At 57.2% G+C, this 16699-nt stretch carries 14 protein-coding genes and 1 pseudogene; 4 read left to right on the top strand and 11 right to left on the bottom strand.

What is annotated here, in order from left to right:
- Window positions 1-8: 8 nt before the first annotated feature.
- The 5 genes from NVV72_16230 to NVV72_16210 form a co-directional block, all read right to left on the bottom strand.
- Window positions 9-902 carry an SPFH/Band 7/PHB domain protein gene (locus NVV72_16230; protein MCR6660808.1) on the bottom strand — a complete coding sequence of 298 codons (894 nt, stop codon included), beginning with the start codon at window positions 900-902 and terminating at the stop codon, window positions 9-11.
- 159 nt (window positions 903-1061) lie between these two features.
- The gene (locus tag NVV72_16225; protein MCR6660807.1) at window positions 1062-2927 is read right to left on the bottom strand and encodes an ATP-binding protein; all 1866 of its coding nucleotides are present in this window, start codon (window positions 2925-2927) and stop codon (window positions 1062-1064) included.
- Window positions 2816-3559: a hypothetical protein gene (locus NVV72_16220; GenBank protein MCR6660806.1), complete on the bottom strand. Its 744-nt coding sequence runs from the start codon at window positions 3557-3559 to the stop codon at window positions 2816-2818. Before NVV72_16220 ends, NVV72_16225 begins: the two co-directional genes overlap by 112 nt.
- Before the next feature lie 250 nt (window positions 3560-3809).
- Window positions 3810-3950, bottom strand: a complete 141-nt coding sequence (locus tag NVV72_16215; GenBank protein ID MCR6660805.1) for a hypothetical protein — start codon at window positions 3948-3950, stop codon at window positions 3810-3812.
- Between the two features lie 253 nt (window positions 3951-4203).
- Window positions 4204-4632, bottom strand: a complete 429-nt coding sequence (locus NVV72_16210; GenBank protein MCR6660804.1) for an NUDIX domain-containing protein — start codon at window positions 4630-4632, stop codon at window positions 4204-4206.
- Window positions 4633-4688: 56 nt separating this feature from the next.
- On the opposite strand from NVV72_16210, the pseudogene NVV72_16205 reads away from it, so the two are divergent.
- Window positions 4689-6118: pseudogene (locus tag NVV72_16205) on the top strand (FAD-binding oxidoreductase).
- Here NVV72_16205 and NVV72_16200 read toward each other — a convergent pair.
- The gene (locus NVV72_16200; GenBank protein ID MCR6660803.1) at window positions 6115-6918 is read right to left on the bottom strand and encodes a response regulator; all 804 of its coding nucleotides are present in this window, start codon (window positions 6916-6918) and stop codon (window positions 6115-6117) included. The pseudogene NVV72_16205 and the gene NVV72_16200 sit on opposite strands and share 4 nt — an antisense overlap.
- 242 nt (window positions 6919-7160) lie before the next feature.
- Window positions 7161-7952 (bottom strand): response regulator, encoded by a 792-nt coding sequence (locus NVV72_16195; protein ID MCR6660802.1) that lies wholly within the window; start codon window positions 7950-7952, stop codon window positions 7161-7163.
- Window positions 7953-8156: 204 nt separating this feature from the next.
- On the opposite strand from NVV72_16195, the gene yaaA reads away from it, so the two are divergent.
- Window positions 8157-8945: a peroxide stress protein YaaA gene (gene yaaA, locus NVV72_16190; protein MCR6660801.1), complete on the top strand. Its 789-nt coding sequence runs from the start codon at window positions 8157-8159 to the stop codon at window positions 8943-8945.
- A 103-nt stretch (window positions 8946-9048) separates the two neighbouring features.
- Here yaaA and NVV72_16185 read toward each other — a convergent pair whose 3' ends face one another.
- Entirely contained in the window at window positions 9049-9966 is a 918-nt protein-coding gene (locus tag NVV72_16185; protein MCR6660800.1) for an L-threonylcarbamoyladenylate synthase, read from the bottom strand.
- Window positions 9963-11219, bottom strand: a complete 1257-nt coding sequence (locus NVV72_16180) for a YceI family protein (GenBank protein MCR6660799.1) — start codon at window positions 11217-11219, stop codon at window positions 9963-9965. Before NVV72_16180 ends, NVV72_16185 begins: the two co-directional genes overlap by 4 nt.
- Before the next feature lie 170 nt (window positions 11220-11389).
- Between NVV72_16180 and NVV72_16175 the strand changes: the two genes are divergently transcribed.
- Window positions 11390-13144: an acyl-CoA dehydrogenase family protein gene (locus NVV72_16175; GenBank protein MCR6660798.1), complete on the top strand. Its 1755-nt coding sequence runs from the start codon at window positions 11390-11392 to the stop codon at window positions 13142-13144.
- 371 nt (window positions 13145-13515) lie between these two features.
- Window positions 13516-14276 (top strand): IS5 family transposase gene (locus NVV72_16170; protein MCR6660797.1). Its coding sequence is split into 2 segments (ribosomal slippage): window positions 13516-13849 and window positions 13849-14276, totalling 762 coding nucleotides; the frame shifts between segments, so codons are not numbered across the junction.
- 122 nt (window positions 14277-14398) lie between these two features.
- Here NVV72_16170 and NVV72_16165 read toward each other — a convergent pair.
- A complete protein-coding gene (locus tag NVV72_16165; GenBank protein MCR6660796.1) occupies window positions 14399-14803 on the bottom strand; it encodes a DUF805 domain-containing protein in 405 nt (134 codons plus the stop codon).
- A gap of 81 nt (window positions 14804-14884) precedes the next feature.
- Window positions 14885-16615, bottom strand: a complete 1731-nt coding sequence (metG, locus tag NVV72_16160) for a methionine--tRNA ligase (GenBank protein MCR6660795.1) — start codon at window positions 16613-16615, stop codon at window positions 14885-14887.
- Window positions 16616-16699 lie beyond the last annotated feature (84 nt).

The raw sequence follows: 16699 nt of genomic DNA, 5'->3' as shown, positions 1-16699 counted from the left end.
GTTGCCTCCTACGCCTTCTTCGCCGGCGCTTTGGGCGTATCCGGCCCGACCGACTTGATCAGTTCGGCGACCCCGCCAACCATTCCGGCCAGGGACGACATGTCAGCGGGCATGATCAGGGTCTTGGTATTGTTCGACTCGGCGAAACGGCCGAAGGCTTCGACATATTTCTGCGCCACGAAATAGTTGATGGCGTTGACATCGCCCTTGGCAATAGCCTGGGACACCACATCCGTGGCGCGGGCTTCCGCCTCGGCCGACCGTTCGCGGGCTTCGGCGTCCCGGAAAGCAGCTTCCTTGCGGCCCTCAGCTTCCAGCACGGCGGATTGTTTCGAGCCTTCTGCGCGGGCAATCGCGGCCTGTTTTTCACCGTCGGCCTCGATGATCAGCGCACGACGTTCGCGTTCGGCCTTCATCTGGCGCGCCATCGAATCCGTTATGTCATGAGGCGGCTTCAAATCTTTGATTTCAATACGATTTACCTTAACGCCCCACGGGCTGGTGGCATGATCAATCACATTCAGCAGACGTGAATTGATGGCGTCGCGTTGGGAAAGCACCTCATCCAGTTCCATGGCGCCAACGACCGTACGCAGGTTGGTCATGGCCAGTTGGGTGATGGCGTTGTCAAGATTATCGACGCGATAGGCGGCCAGCGCGGCATCGATAACCTGGGTGAAGACGATGCCGTCGACCTTGACATTGACATTGTCCTTGGTGATGACGTCCTGCTGCGGCACATCGAAGACGCGCTCCATCATATTGACCTTGCGTCCGATTGCCTCGACGAACGGCGTCAGGAAGGCAATACCCGGCTTGAGCGTGCGCGTATAACGGCCAAAGTTCTCGATGGTAAATTCGTACCCCTGCGGCACGATCTTCACGATGCTGAACAGCATCATGACTCCGAGCACGATGACGACAAAGGTCAAGGGTCCGAAAATGGAAATGGATTGCAGCAATAGGGCCTCCCCCGAAATCACACGCCCAATATGGGGTATGTGATGGCCATTATACAGGGGGTTTCGGCCGGGCCCTAGCCAAATCGGCGTGAAAGCGGTTTAAGCCACTTCCGCCTTTGCGTCCGGCTGATCTTCCTTCAGGCGCAGCAGCCCGGCCACCGTATCAATCAGTGTATCCATGATGATCGGCTTGGGAATATGCGCATCCATGCCGGCGGCATAACAGGCTTCGACCTGGTCGTGCATGGCATCGGCAGTCAGGGCGACGATCGGCACATGCTGCCCTTCGGGTTCCTGCGACCGGAAGATGCGCGTGGCCTCCAGGCCGCCCAGGCGCGGCATGTTGAGGTCCATCAGGACGAGGTCATAACGCGACATGTCGAGATCGAGCGCTTCCTGGCCATCGACGGCTTCGGTAATGATAAAGCCGAACGGCTCCAGGAACAGGCGCGCCACCTTGCGGTTGACCGGGTGATCGTCGACCAGGAGGATGTGCATACCCGGCAGGTCGGCATTGTTATCGTGCTTGGGCATGGGCTTCATTTCCGGTTGCTCCGATTCAGGCACGGCCATAACCTCACCGGCTTCAAAAGTCATGACGAACACCGAACCGACCCCCTCTTCACTGGTGACGCTCAGCGTGCCCCCCATCAGTTCGGCGAGGCGGCGGCTGATATTCAGGCCCAGGCCGGTGCCGCCATATTTACGGGTGGTGACAGCATCCGCCTGGGTAAAGGCCTCGAACAGCTTGTCGAGCGTGGCCTTGCTCATGCCTATGCCCGTGTCACGGACCTCGACACGCACCCGATACCCGCCCTCTTCGCGCGACGTAGCCGAAGCCAGGATACGCACCGTGCCTTTTTCAGTAAATTTAAGGGCATTAGAAACGAGATTGGACAGGCACTGATAGACACGCAGTACATCAAAGGTCATAGGCGCCCTGGCATTTTCATCCAGTTCGTAACGCAGCATGACGTCCTTGCCGTCCAGCAGCGACCCATAGGTATTGATGACGCGCTCGATCATGTCTTTTAACGTCGTAGGCGTCGGCGCCAGCTCGATCTTGCCGGCTTCGATCCGCGACATATCGAGCACATCATTGAGCAATACCAGCAGGGTCTGGCCGGAATCGACCAGTATGTCGACCTGTTCGCGCTGGCTTTCGGTAAGATCGTTTTTCTTGAGCGCCTGTGCCATGCCAAGCACCCCATTCAGCGGCGTGCGCAGTTCATGGCTCATGACGGCGAGGAAGCGCGACTTGGCGGCATTGGCCGCTTCAGCATGTTCGTGCGCATCACGCAGGTGCCACTGCATCCGGCGCATCCGGAAGACCCATAAGGCACCGCCGACGAGGATTACTAGAAGCAGCAGCGCGATCAGCCCCGCCGCTCCAAGCAGCAGGTTTCGCATTTGCACCTGCTTGACCAGCAGGCGACTTTCGGCCGTCTTACTGTCCAGTTCCTTGCGCAGCGCCTTGTACATACCCTGCACTGAGTCCACGCGAGATTTTTCGTAATAGGCGGCCTGAGTGCGAGTCCATTCGTCCAGCGCATCAAAAGCTTCATTGCCACGGCCATCGGCACGCAGCATATAAGCCTGCAGACGCTTATCGAACGACGGATCAGGCGGGCTCATGCTTTCAGGTAAGGCCCGCAATTTGGCTAAGTAAAAACGAGCCTTCGTTGTGTCCGTTCCATCAGCATAGGCACGCGCCAACAGGCGCATTTTCCACACATCCAGCACATTATTGATGATGCCTTTGGTAACATATGACTCAGCCAGGCACTCTCTGACGGCGGCATATTTTTGTGCCTGATCCTCAATAGTGGCGCACAGAAACTCATCCCACGTCTTCAAGTCTTCAACATTATACTTATTGACGTAGTCAGTATGCAGCTTTTGAAACTGCTCGGCGACCGGCATATCGTTTTCGTGCGCCGCCCATAAGGCCAGATCGTAGACCATATCGAGCTTTTGGGAGAAAAAGGCATTCTTTTTTGCGATAATTTCGCCATGGCCAGCATATTGTTGGCATAGGCGTCATAATCACCGACAGCGCCGAGCGAGAAAGCAATAACCTGATATGCCGCCTCCAGCACGGGTTCGGCATCAGGGCCTTCCGCCTTGAGGTGTACAATAAGCTTGTCACCCAGATCGATGGCGTCTGCCCACTGCTCGAAGTATTGCAGGTAACGCACGCGTTCGATCATGACGATGCTTTGCAGCGCCTGATTGGGCGTCGTCAGATAGGCGCTCCACTCACGATCCGAGAAACCTTTAAAATCGCCGATTTCACTTTGGTATGCCTGGTACATAAAGCGAGCCAGCAAATCGAGATTGGTGTCGTCTTCTTTTTGAGCCAGTTTGAGAATGCGGTCGTGCCAAGCCAACAGCTTGGTTTCATTCTGGTCAGTTTTGTAGGCATATAATACCCGCCACAAGGCGTGAATTCGAGCATCGCCGGAAAGCCTGACAGCGCGTTCGCCATAAGTGTCAATCTCATTTTCAGTGTATATAAACGGGTTGGAGGCCACCAGATTATATACAGCCAGCAATTTATCATGCCGCGGGGCGATCGGTTGTTCCTGCGCAAACACCGATATGGGCATCACAAAAAAGGCGAGCAGGAGCCCCCCCTAAAGCAAGCCAATGCCTTACGGTCGCAATGCTCATTGCGCGATCAGAGCGACCCATGCCGTCTCCCGTTACCTAAAGTTCTTCCATTTGGCCATAAAGACCTTAGGATTCACTTAAACTGCAGGGTTACGAAGACGGTAATATGCAAACGCCCCGCGGCAAGCGCGGGGCGTAAAAATTATAACTGAATTCCGTCAGTTTCGAGCGTAATTAGCGCATACCACCACAGACGCAACCGAACTGCGGCGAGCAGTTGCAGGTCGGCATCTGGTGAGCAACCGCCTGGCTAACGGCGAAAGAGGCGCCGGCAGCGACAACCATAGCGACAACAGCGATAGTCAACTTCTTCATAAACTTACTCCTGAGACTCACCAAAATGAACATTTGACGCAGTCTGGAGCTCCGCACTGACGTTTGGAATTACAGCCCTGCCGCACGGATTCGAGTGGAATTAACCACCTTTATTACCGTTAACAGGCATTAACCACAAAAATGAAACTCGCACAAGACGCGAAATTACCGCACACGCCCCTCAACTTAGATTTTTTGCATTCTTTGACCGTACGCGACCGAAAGGTCACAGTCCTTTTTAACGACCTGAATCTTACCTGGCGCGTACGGATTTCAACAGCACGTCGTGCATATCCGCATTATTAATCAATGCCATAGCCTTGCCCAGCGGCATAAAGCGCGCTTCATCGGCGTCATCTCCGGCTACCGGTTCCCCTGAAAGCCACTCGGCGCCATAATCGATCAGAATATAATGAAATCCGGGCTCAATTATCTCGTAGATGGCGAGTAATCCGCTAATTTTCGCCTGCACGCCGGTTTCTTCAAGCAACTCACGCAGGGCGGCTGCCTCAAGCGCCTCCGCCCGATGCACCTTGCCGCCTGGGATCGACCACTCGCCCAGGCGCGGCGCCCGTCCGCGCCGGATCAGCAGGACTTCGTCACCGCGCCAGCACACAACCCCTACTGCGGGCACCGGATGTGAGTCAGGCTGACCGGATGGATTAGGTTTTGTGTCTTGCACTTCCGGGCTCTCTCGCTTAACGCAACGCCAACGCATCTTTAATCAAGGTCTATGCTATGTCTACGCCCGCCTTCACTGACGCTCCGCCCGTTTCGCCCGAAGTCCTGGCGCAGATCAAGGCCGTTGTCGGGGAAGCCGGTTACAGCGAAGACCCGATGCGTGTCGACCCGAAGCTGACCGAATGGCGTGGCAAGTGGAAGGGACACACGCCCCTGCTCGTCCTGCCGAAATCGACCGGGGAAGTCTCAGCCGTGGTCAAGATCTGCTACGATAATAACATCGCCATTACCCCCAGGGTGGCAATACTGGTCTGGTCGGCGGGCAAATTCCGTTCGGCGAAATCCTGATCTCGCTGGAGCGCATGAAAGCGATCCGCGATGTGGCGCCGACCGACGACACAATGGTGCTGGAGTCCGGCCTGACCCTGCTCGACGCCCAGCAGATCGCCGAAAAGGCTGGTCGCTACTTCCCCCTGTCGCTGGCCGCGGAAGGCACCGCCACGGTCGGCGGCGTGATTTCGACCAATGCCGGCGGTACGGCCGTGCTGCGCTATGGCGTAACGCGTGACCTGGTTTCCGGTCTCGAAGTTGTCCTGCCCAATGGCGATATTTTCCATGGCCTTAAACGTCTGCGCAAGGACAATACGGGCTATGACATCAAGCACATGTTCATTGGCGCCGAAGGCACGCTCGGCATCATCACCGCCGCTTCGCTGAAACTCTTCCCGATCATGAATTCGCGTTCGACCGCCATCGTGGCGTTTGACAGCGCGCAAAAGGCAATCGATCTGCTGGTCCGCGCCAAGCAGGAAACCGGCGGTCAGGTCGAAGCCTTCGAGCTTATGGGCCGTTATGGTCTCTCGCTGGTGCTGAAGCATATCCCGGATACGCGCGAGCCGCTGGGTGCCGAATATCCCTGGTACGCACTGATCGAGGTCGCGTCCGGCGATCCGGAAGGCGCTGCCTCATCCATGGAGCGCCTGCTGGAGGCCGCCTTCGAAGAAGAACTGGTGCTCGACGCTGTCATCGCCCAGAACGAAACCCAGGCCGCCGAGTTCTGGCGCCTGCGTGAAGACCATTCCGCCGCCGAAAAGGCCGAGGGCGCCGCCTGGAAGCATGATATTTCGGTGCCCCTGTCACGGATGGCGGAATATATGGAAGAAGGCGCCAAGGCCATCGAAGCCTTCCTGCCGGGCGCGCGTCTTGTGGCCTTTGGCCATGTCGGCGATGGCAATGTCCACTTTAACGTCATTGTGCCGGAAGGCATGGACGCTGGCGAATTCAATGCCATGCGCGACGCCGGCGCCAAGGTCGTCCATGATCTGGTCAATGAATATGAAGGCTCGATCTCGGCCGAGCATGGCCTCGGCCGCATGAAAACCGAAGAAGCCCTGCTCTACAAGGATCCGGTGGCAATCTCGGCCATGCAGGCCCTGCGTCTGGCGCTTGATCCGAAGCGGATCATGAATCCGCATGTGTTGTTTTAGCGCGCGAAAATCGCGTCGACAGCCGCCTGGGCCAGGTCTTCCGCCGGATCATCCTTGGCGCGGATAACACCAGCCACGCTCTTGAGCAGTTCGTGCATGGTGAAAGGCTTGGGCAACAAGGCATCCGCCCCGGCCGCCTTGGCCGCCGCCAGAACGTGAACAGCGGTAATTGTGGCGTCGACACCTTCCGACATGGCCACGACCTTGCAGTGGCCAAAGTCGCTCTTGATCTGCGCCGTGCCTTCGATGCCGCCGATACCGGGGATAAGCACCGCCGTCACTACGACATCGATCAGACCGAGATTATGATCGAAGAAGGCGTCTTCCATATTGGCAGCATAGGAGACCTTGTAGCCCACCTGCTTGAGCACCCGGCAGATATCATTGCGCAGGTCTTCATTGTCCTCGATGACCAGGACATTGTGATCCTTTGAGCGGGCGCGATGATAAGCATTGGTATCAGCCAGCAGGTTTTTCAGTTTTTCCGGATTGAACGGCTTGGGCAGGACAAAGTCCGCGCCGGCAACACGCGCCTGGTTCATGGCGGTATTGATGGCATTGCCGCGCCCACCGCCATCGGACATGATGGCCAGAGGCGCATCCTGGGCTTCGCCGCGGATCTGGTCGATATGCTCGATTGTTGCGCCATTGGCGTCATAGGCATCGAACAGCAGCAAATGGAAACGGCTGCCCTTCAGCATCCGCATGGCCATTTTCTGATCAAAACTCAGGACCGATGTCCACTTCTGCTGATGCAGCATCAAGGCAATGCGCTGCGCCAGATCACGGTTCTGATCCATTATAAGCACGCTGCCTTGACTCATACGGAACCCTTGAAACGGCGACTTTATTCTTGTTTCCCGAATTTAAGTAAAAAACACTTAAAATCTTAATAACGCCCCGCAGATGCCCTTATATGCGCCAGCTTTCATGATTCATGCGGCAATATATTACAATTACGGTTTCCAGATACCACTTACATGCAAGTTATTTGCTTAACCATTATTGTGGTTTACAGGCAGATAACCATAAAGCCATCCTGTCAGGCAACGGTGCCGGCTTCACTCAGGATCGCTTCAATCAGATAGGTCAGGTCGGTGGCGGAAAACGGCTTTGGCAGCAGGGCATCCGCCCCCATATATTTGGCGGCGGAAAGCGCCTGAGCATTGCCCACGCGATTGTCCGAGCCGGCAGACATGGCAACAATCGCTACCTTCGGCCATGTCGATTTGATGATCTGGATCCCCTCGATTCCACCCATGCCCGGCATGAAGATATCAGTAATGACGACATCGACGTGGGCGATATCGACGCGATCGAATGCCTCCTCCATCGAACGCGCCTCGCTGATGCGGTAGCCCTCCTCCGCCAGCGCCGTAGTCGTCAGCTTGCGGACCACGCGGCAGTCATCGACCACAAGCACATGCTTCGGCCGAACCGGCGCGCGGCGCATCTTCGCGGCCTCATCAAGAATAATAGCCAGGTCGTCGGGCGCGAAGGGCTTGGGCAGGACGAAATCCGCCTGCGCGCGCCGCGCGGCATTTAGGGTCGAATTCAGCGCCGCGCCACCCGCTCCGCCGGCACTCATGATGGCGATCGGCACGCCCGGCGCCAGTTCGCGGATCTCCGGCAGCAAGGTCAGGGTATTGCCGTCATCGACATAGACATCCAGCAGCAGCAGATCGACGCGCGACGCCTTAAGTTGCTGGAAAACCATCTTGTGATCGAAGCTCAGCACCGCCGACCAGCCCAGCGGCGTGAGCATACGCGAGATCAGTTGCGCCTGGACGCGGCTGTCTTCCAGAACAAGTACAGTACCGGCGGATACGGGCATGTGGATGGCTCCCCTATTGTCTTGGTCATACACTTACGCGCCGAGATCGGACCTGCCGAAATCGGTTACGGGTACACTTAAGCAACTGGAACGCTACTGGCCTCTGTCCTGAACGTCAGGCCGGCTCTATTGTTTTAGATGTCGAACATCCGTATGTTGGCCGGTGACGCGCACCCTAAACCGCAAAGCTTAAAAAAAACGTTCATGCTCACTCTTTTATCGCCTGCCAAGTCACTCGACCTCACGCCATTCGATGGCGGCATTAACCCTACAGAACCGCGGTTTTCAGAACAGAGCGCAAAACTATTGAAAAGCCTCAAGCGATTAAAGCCGAAGCAGATCGCCGAACTGATGGATATTTCACCGGCGCTCAGCGAGCTGAATTATGAGCGGTATCAGGGCTTTGAAGACCAGACACCGGGCGCCGCCGCCTTCATGTTCGATGGCGATGTCTATAGCGGCCTCGATGCCCGCACGCTCGATGCAGCCGGGTTGCATTGGGCGCAGGATCATGTCCGCGTCCTGTCTGGTTTTTACGGCGTACTGCGGCCGCTTGACCTGATCCGTCCCTACCGCCTGGAAATGGGATCGCAACTGAAAACAGGACGGGCGGAGTCGCTCTATCAGTTCTGGGGCGACAGCCTGGCCAAAAGCCTGACCGAGGAGTTGAAAGCGCAAGGCGATGACACGCTCGTCAACCTGGCCAGCACCGAATATTCGCGCGCCGCCCTGACCAAGGCGCTTAAGGCCAAGGTCGTCAGTCCACGCTTTCTGGAGATCAAGGGCAATGAAGCGAAGATCGTCTCCTTCTTCGCCAAGAAGGCGCGCGGCCTGATGGCGCGATACATGATTGATAACCGTATCGACCGGATCGACGGCCTGAAGGACTTCAGGGTGGCCGACTATCAATTCCGCGCCGATCTATCGCAGGAAAGCGACTGGGTATTTACCCGCCCGCAGCCGGCCCTTTTGACAAAGAAGAAGGCCGCTTAGATCAGGATATGTTTTGATTCTATCAAAACATATCCTGATCTAAGTTTTTTGTTTTACCGCACAATTTATACGAAAAGTGGCATCCACTTTATCGGATTGCGCTCTAGCCGACAAATCCCGCCGCGCGTTTGATGCGATCATTGATTGCCTCACCTATGCCCTCTTCCGGTATAGGCGCGATTTCGATCACCGGCGGCTTAAGACGATCGGCCTCGCGCAAAGCCCGGAAGAGATTTGCGGCCGCTTCATGCAAATTCCGCGTGGTACTGAGCTGGATAACCGGGCCATTGTAATCCGTCGGGCCGAAAGACAGATAGGCAGCACCGGCGGACGGTGTATCAATATTGATCTTTACCGGCGCATCCGGCGCATAGTGCAGGCTTAGCCGTCCAGGCGAGCGGTGACCTTCGGCTTCATCCGGGGCCAATGGCCCGATCACCGCCTCGACCTGCGCCCGCGTTACGGCACCAGCACGCAGGTAGCGAGCATCCCCCATTAAACTGACAACCGTTGATTCCACGCCCACCGGACAATCACCACCATCCGGCGACGCCTGCACAAAGGCGCCGGTTTCCTCATAGGCATCCGCTTGCGTCGTTGGGCTGGGCCGGCCAGAGCGATTAGCCGAAGGCGCCACCACACCGCCGCCGAAACCGCGCAGTATTTCCAGCGCCATCGGATGCGCGGGCATCCGCAGGGCCACGCTGTCGAGCCCGGCGCGCGCCAGATCACAGGCCGGGCCGGAATCGCGCACCGGCACAACAAGGGTCAGTGGTCCCGGCCAGAAGGCTTTCGCCAGGGCGCGCGCACGGTCGTCGAACACACCGATCCATTCGGCCAGATCAACTTCACCCACATGGACGATCAGCGGATTGAAACGCGGCCGTCCCTTGGCCTCGAAGACCTTGATGACCGCTTCCGGATCGTCGGCGCGCGCGCCCAGGCCATAGACGGTTTCGGTCGGCAGATGGATCAGCGCACCCTCACGCAGAGCGCTTACCGCCGCATCGACGTCACTCATTTTGACGCTTTGGCCTTCAGGTTGATTTTCACGGTCACCTTGGCCGGTACCGAATCCGTCTTGGCCCAGTCACCCGTGCCAACGCCAAAGGCCGTGCGATCCAGATCGACCGTACCCGACATGGTGGCGACGCCCGACTTGATATTCAGCGTGAACGGCAGGTTGAGCGGTTTGGTCGTGCCGTGCATGGTCAGCTTGCCGCTGGCGACGAAATGGGTGGCGTCGGTTTTGGTGAAGCTGGATGCCTCGTAAATCGCCTTGGGCGTGGCCGCGACATTGAAGAAGGCATCACTTTTCAAGGTTCCGTCGCGGTCGCTATCGCCGGAATTGACCGAGGCCAGATCGATCGTCACCTTGACGTGCGATGAGTCGAGTTGCTCCGGATCGAAGGCGATACTGGCCGTATAGCTGCTGAATCCACCATTGATTACCTCACCGGAAAAGGTGGTGGCGAAGGCGATGGTTGTGGCTGACTTGTCGACGATCCAGTTGGTCACCGCGGCCGCAGACGACGCGCTCGCAGCGGTTTCGGTCGAAGACGCGGCATTTGAGGCCGACGCTTCGACTGAGGCGGATTCGGCCGCGGCCTCCGGCGGTGGCGGCGCGTCCCGGCCCTCATTCAGCGGCGTACCACTGTAGATGCCAAAACCGAGCGCCACGGCCAATGCGACCACGCCGATCGGCAGGAGCCAGCGGTAATTGAGGATCGGCCGCGGGGTCAGACCCGGCACCATGTGCTCGACCACCGTATCCTTATCGACAAACTGGTGCTTCAGCGCCGCCAAGACATGCAGCGGGATCATGACGTAGAAGATCAGCTTGGCGAACAGGCCATGCACAGTCTCGAAGGTTTCGTGCGTTTCGTGGTTCTGCGGCACCGGCAGATGCGGCCAGGCCATACCGAAGAAGGGAATTTCGCGCGCTGAGGTCGAGACCATCAGCCAGCCCGACAATGGCAGGGCGATCATCACCACATAGAAGCCGAGATGCAGCGCCTTGGCGGCCAGGGCCTGCCATTTCGGCATGGGCGGCTCCGGCGGCGCCTTGTAAGCCAGGCGCAAGCCAATACGCAGGAAAGTCAGCAGCAAAATCGTTATACCGATCGACTTATGCAGGTTGGCGCGATTGAGCAGGAAGGTATCCTTATCCTCGAAGCGCCACCCCAGGAAGACCATGAACAGGATCAGGAAGGCCATCAGCCAGTGAATATAGCGGCTATAACGATTATAGCTGGTCGGGGTCAGATCTGTCATAACGGCCACTCTCCTCAGATACGCCTTGCATACACTACCCGTCATAAGGGGTCATGCAAAAACAAATGCAATAGTCATGATTACAATTTAATCAAAGTTGACGTTCGCGTAAATTAAACTTGCGGTGCGATTTTCTCCGTCATAGACTGCCTGAAAAACAGGGAGTCGAAATGACCTACCGCCCCAGTCTCAAGGATATCACCTTCTGCCTCGATCATGTCATCGGCATGTCGGACAGCTATGGTCACGCCGTTTTCCCGGATTTCGACTCCGACCTGCGTGACGCCGTGCTCGACGCCGCCGGGCAACTGGCCGGGGATGTGCTGGCGCCGCTTAATCGCGCTGGCGATCTGGGTGGCACCCGACTGGAAGGCGACCGGGTCGTGATCGCGCCGGGCTTCCTGGAGGCCATAAAAACCTATGCCGAAGGCGGCTGGTACGGTCTGGCGGCCGATCCGGCCTATGGCGGACAGGGCCTGCCAAAAATGCTGGAGCAAGCCTGTTTTGATATGTTCCACGGCGCCAACATGGCCTTTACCCTGCTGCCAACCCTGAGCCAGGGCGCCATCGAGGCCATCCATGAACACGGCACGCAAGCCCAGAAAGACCTGTTCCTGCCGAAGCTGATCGCGGGGGAATGGTCGGGCACCATGAACCTGACCGAACCCGGCGCCGGTTCCGACCTGGCGGCCCTGACCACCAAAGCTGAACCCAATGGTGACGGCACCTTCCGCATTACCGGCCAGAAGATTTTCATCACCTGGGGTGAACATGATGGCTCGGAAAATATCATCCACCTGGTGCTGGCCCGCCTGCCCGATGCGCCTAAAGGCACGCGCGGCATTTCGTTGTTCCTCTGTCCGAAATTTCTGGTCGATGTGGACGGCAGTCTCGGCGCGCGCAACAGCGTCAAATGCGTTGGACTGGAACACAAGCTGGGCATCCACGCCTCCCCCACCTGCGTCATGTCGTTCGAGAACGCACAAGCCGAACTGATCGGCCCGCCCAATGGCGGGTTGGCGGCCATGTTCACCATGATGAATGCCGCACGCCTGGCGGTCGGATTTGAAGGCGTGGGCCTGGCCGATGCGGCCTGGCAGAAGGCACAAGACTATGCACTGGAACGCCGGCAGGGCAAGTCACTGATCACCGGTCAGGACTATGCGCCGATCTATGATCATCCGGATGTCCGTCTGATGCTGGCCGTGATGAAAGCCAAGATCGAGGCCGCGCGCGCCATCTGTATGCTGACGGCCTCGGCTATCGATGCAGTCAAGCGCGGCGATGATGCCGAACGCCACAAACGCCGGGAGGACTTTCTGGTGCCCATTGCCAAGGCGTGGAGCACGGATCGTGCCGTTGAAGTGGCGTCCGCCGGGGTCCAGGTGCATGGTGGCATGGGCTTCATCGAGGAGACCGGCGCCGCGCAATATTACCGCGACGCCCGCATCGCGCCGATCTATGAAGGCACCAACGGCATTCAGGCCGCCGATCTGGTCGGCCGAAAGCTCGGCAGCGACGGCATGGCGGCAAAGGAACTTGCCGACGATATAAAATCTTTCCTGGACAGTGACTTGCCGGCGGATTTCAAGGCAGATTGTGAAGTCTTGAAATCCGCGCTTGCGGTCTTTTCCGCTGCCACGGATTATCTTTTGTTACAAAAAGCGACCGCGCCCCTTGATGTCGCCACCGCCGCCACGACCTACCTGACGCTTTCCGGCGATCTGGTCGGCGGCTGGCTGCTGCTGAAAGGCGCCGTGGCCGCGAGTGAACAACTGGAAAACGGGGACAAAATCTGGCTGACCAACCGCATCAAACTGATGCGCATCTTTTTTGCCTATGTCCTGAACCATGCCCCCGCCCATCTGGCGGCGATTAGGTCCGGCTATGACGCTTTGGACGACCTGACGCTTAATCTGGATTAAACACCGCCACTTTTTAAAGAAAAGGCCCAGAAGGCCACCTGATTTTTTTAGCAAGTGAAATTTTACCTTTCACCCCTCCCTTGAGGGTAACCCAACTCTTTTCACATTCAATTGAATTCGTGGCTCTATCAATTTTAATAAAGTCTGGAATCTCAAACAACGGTTCGATCAACTAGAAATCAATCGGCCTTTTAAGGTGAACGAAGTAACCGCTGCGATTTTCACCCCATAAAAAATCGTGTGCAGATTCATTTCCATTCATAAGTAAAACATCAACCAATGGAACAAGGTCCCTAGGCTCAGGACCTGTTGATTAACAGGATTCCCAAATCAGGTTTGTTGTGTTTCACTCTTTTCAGGAGTGACTTGCCATGAGTGATTTGTTTTTGCTGTCTGAGCGCCAGTTCCACCGCATCCGTCCCTATTTTCCGCTGTCGCACGGGGTACCGCGTGTGGATGACCTTCGGGTTGTGAGCGGGATTATTTACGTTATAAAACATGGACTTCAGTGGAAAGATGCGCCGTCAGGTTACGGCCCACACAAGACGCTATACAACCGGTTTATCCGCTGGAGCCGGCTGGGTGTGTTCAACCGCATTTTCGCGGCTCTGGCCGGACATGCCCGTGAACCCGACCGGCTGATGATCGATGCAACCCATCTGAAGGCACATCGGACGGCGGCAAGCCTCCTTAAAAAGGGGCTCTTTCCCGCTGCATCGGTCGCACGAAAGGCGGCCTCAACTCAAAGCTCCACGCTGTGACAGACGGCCAGGGGCGGCCTTTGGTGCTGCTTCTGTCCGAAGGCCAGATGAGCGACTATAAAGGTGCGGCCCTGCTGCCTGACTCTTTGCCCAAGGCTAAAGACCTGCTGGCTGACCGTGGCTATGACGCTGACTGGTTCCGCAAAGCCTTGATTGAAAAAGGTATTACGCCCTGCATTCCGCCAAGGCAAAACCGAAAAATCCAGGTCGACTACGACAAACGGCTCTACAAACAGCGCCACAAGGTCGAGAACATGTTTGCAAAACTGAAGGACTGGCGACGCATACACACACGATACGAACGATGCGCACACACATTCTTCTCAGCCATACTCATCGCCGCTACCGTAGCCTTCTGGATCAATCAATGAGTCCTGAGCCTAAAGAGTGTCTGAAACAGAGACATATTCCCCCTTCTAAAAAGCCGGGAAAGAATCAGCCCTCCGGCAATAAACTTCAAAATATCTGGCATTTTAAAGAAACGCTTCGGCGGTCAAAGCCCTTTCGGTGACGGCCCGTATTTGTTCGGACCTTGGGTTCCGTCCATGAAGCCGCACTCGATCAGTTGCCACAGCCAGCCGATAAACGGGATCAGGGTGATCAGTATCCACCAGCCGGACTTTTCGCGGTCGTGCCAGCGCTTGACGATGACCGCAAGCTTCATCCAGATCGCCACGATTCCCAAAAGCCCGAAGCCCGGATTGTGCTCGATGAACCAGAAGCCGGGGCCATACCAGTCATGGCGACCATGTGCCCACCCGCTGCCGTAATCGACATGGATATGGCCGAACTGCCAGAAAATGCCGCCGTAAAGCACCGACAGGACAAGGAAAAACAGCCACAGATGCAGACGGCGCACGCGCCCCTGAAAGCTGAACAGGAACTGGACGAGATTCATGACTTACCCCCGATCATTCGTTCGTAATGAAACGGAGTATACGCAGCGATAACGGTTCGCCTACTGAATTCGCCGTAACCTTTATGCCTCGCTGCCGCCGAATCGCGCGGCCCATTCGGCGACCATATCGTCATCGATCTTTTTGAACAGCACTTCGCCGGACTGCACCTTCTGACCGGCCGGCAACTGGCTCAGTTCAGCCTTTGCGTCCATCGACGGCCAGGCCAGCGGCAATTCAACCCCAACGCAATCGGCAATGCTCTGCGCGGCAAACGGAATGATCGGCTGGGCCAGGGTGGCATAGAGACGTACCAGGTTCAGGCCGTGGCGCACGATCACGCCGGCACGCTCGACATCTGTCTTGAAGGCCGTCCACGGGGCGGCTTCCTGCAGATACTCGTTACCCAGCACCCAGATACGGCGAACGGCCTGCGCCGCCTTGCGCATTTCCATCGCCTCGAAAGCCTCGGTCGCTTCGACCAGCAGGGCCGAGATATCGGCATAGAGCTTTTCTTCCAGCGGCCCGGCCTCGCCGCCTGCCGGTACGATGCCGTCAAACTTCGATTCGGTAAATTTCAGGATGCGGTTGACAAAATTGCCGAGCACATCAGCCAGGTCCTTGTTGATCGTGGCCTGGAACTGCTCCCAGGTGAACGACGAATCCGAACTTTCCGGCGCGTTGGCGATCAGATACCAGCGCCAGTAATCGGCCGGCAGGATTTCCAGTGCCTGGTCCATGAAGACGCCGCGGTTCATGGAGGTCGAGAACTTGCCGCCATACCAGTTGAGCCAGTTGAAAGCCTTCAGCGTATCAACCATCTTCCACGGCTCACCGGAGCCCAGAATGGTGGCCGGGAAGCTAACCGTGTGGAAGGCGACATTGTCCTTGCCCATGAATTCGACATAGCGGACATCATCGGCGCCCTGGTCGAGGCGCCACCACTTTTGCCAGTCGTCGGGATTGCTCCCATTCTTCCGAGACAAGTCGGTGAAATATTCTTTTGTGCTGCCGATATACTCGATCGGCGCATCGAACCAGACATAGAAGACCTTATCCTCAAAACCGGGACGCGGCTTACCATCCTTGGTCACCGGCACACCCCATTTCAGATCGCGCGTAATACCGCGGTCGATCAGGCCCTCTTCCAAATGCTTGTTGGCGATGGATAGCGCCAGTTGCGGCCATTCCGATTTGCCAGCGATCCATTCGCGCAACTGCGGTTCGACCTTGGTTTGCAACAAATAGAGATGGCGCGTATCGCGCACTTCGAGGTTGCGCGAACCGGAAACCGCCGAATAGGGATTGATCAGGTCGGTGGGGTCAAGCAGGCGGCCGCAATTGTCACACTGGTCGCCGCGCGCCTTGTCGTAACCACAGTGCGGACAGGTGCCTTCAACATAGCGATCTGGCAGGAAGCGGCCGTCATCGATGGAGAAGACCATCTTGTCGACCCGTTCTTCGATCAGGCCATTCCGATCCAGCGCCTCACAGAATGCCTGCGTCAGCTCGCGGTTTTCCGGCGAGGAAGACCGGCCGAACCAGTCATAGCTCAGACCGAAAGCTTCGCCAGCGTTCTTCTGGATCAGATGCTGTTCGTCGCAATAGGTGCGGACATCCTGGCCAGCCTTGGCGGCCGCCAGCTCAGCCGGCGTGCCGTGCTCGTCGGTGGCGCAGATATAGAGCACCTCATGTCCCCGCGCCCTCTGGAACCGGGCGAACACATCCGCCGGCAGCATGGAACCGGCCAGATTGCCGAGGTGCTTGATGCCATTGATATAGGGAAGCGCGGAGGTGATCAGGATGCGGGACATAGTGGTCTTTCAGCTCTCTAATGATGAGAAGGCCGTGGTCATAAACCATTTCGACGGTTGAAATATAGGGATGATGCGCAAATG

It is taken from the genome of Asticcacaulis sp., assembly GCA_024707255.1.
Lineage (GTDB): Bacteria > Pseudomonadota > Alphaproteobacteria > Caulobacterales > Caulobacteraceae > Asticcacaulis.
This window is presented reverse-complemented; position numbering and strand designations above follow the sequence as displayed.

Bases quoted from the DNA above. Each gene is read 5' to 3' on its own strand.
- NVV72_16230 (MCR6660808.1), bottom strand. From the start codon at position 902: ATGATGCTGTTCAGCATCGTGAAGATCGTGCCGCAGGGGTACGAATTT.
- NVV72_16225 (MCR6660807.1), bottom strand. From the start codon at position 2,927: ATGGTCTACGATCTGGCCTTATGGGCGGCGCACGAAAACGATATGCCG.
- NVV72_16215 (MCR6660805.1), bottom strand. From the start codon at position 3,950: ATGAAGAAGTTGACTATCGCTGTTGTCGCTATGGTTGTCGCTGCCGGC.
- NVV72_16200 (MCR6660803.1), bottom strand. From the start codon at position 6,918: ATGGATCAGAACCGTGATCTGGCGCAGCGCATTGCCTTGATGCTGCAT.
- NVV72_16195 (MCR6660802.1), bottom strand. From the start codon at position 7,952: ATGCCCGTATCCGCCGGTACTGTACTTGTTCTGGAAGACAGCCGCGTC.
- yaaA (MCR6660801.1), top strand. From the start codon at position 8,157: ATGCTCACTCTTTTATCGCCTGCCAAGTCACTCGACCTCACGCCATTC.
- NVV72_16185 (MCR6660800.1), bottom strand. From the start codon at position 9,966: ATGAGTGACGTCGATGCGGCGGTAAGCGCTCTGCGTGAGGGTGCGCTG.
- NVV72_16180 (MCR6660799.1), bottom strand. From the start codon at position 11,219: ATGACAGATCTGACCCCGACCAGCTATAATCGTTATAGCCGCTATATT.
- NVV72_16175 (MCR6660798.1), top strand. From the start codon at position 11,390: ATGACCTACCGCCCCAGTCTCAAGGATATCACCTTCTGCCTCGATCAT.
- NVV72_16165 (MCR6660796.1), bottom strand. From the start codon at position 14,803: ATGAATCTCGTCCAGTTCCTGTTCAGCTTTCAGGGGCGCGTGCGCCGT.
- metG (MCR6660795.1), bottom strand. From the start codon at position 16,615: ATGTCCCGCATCCTGATCACCTCCGCGCTTCCCTATATCAATGGCATC.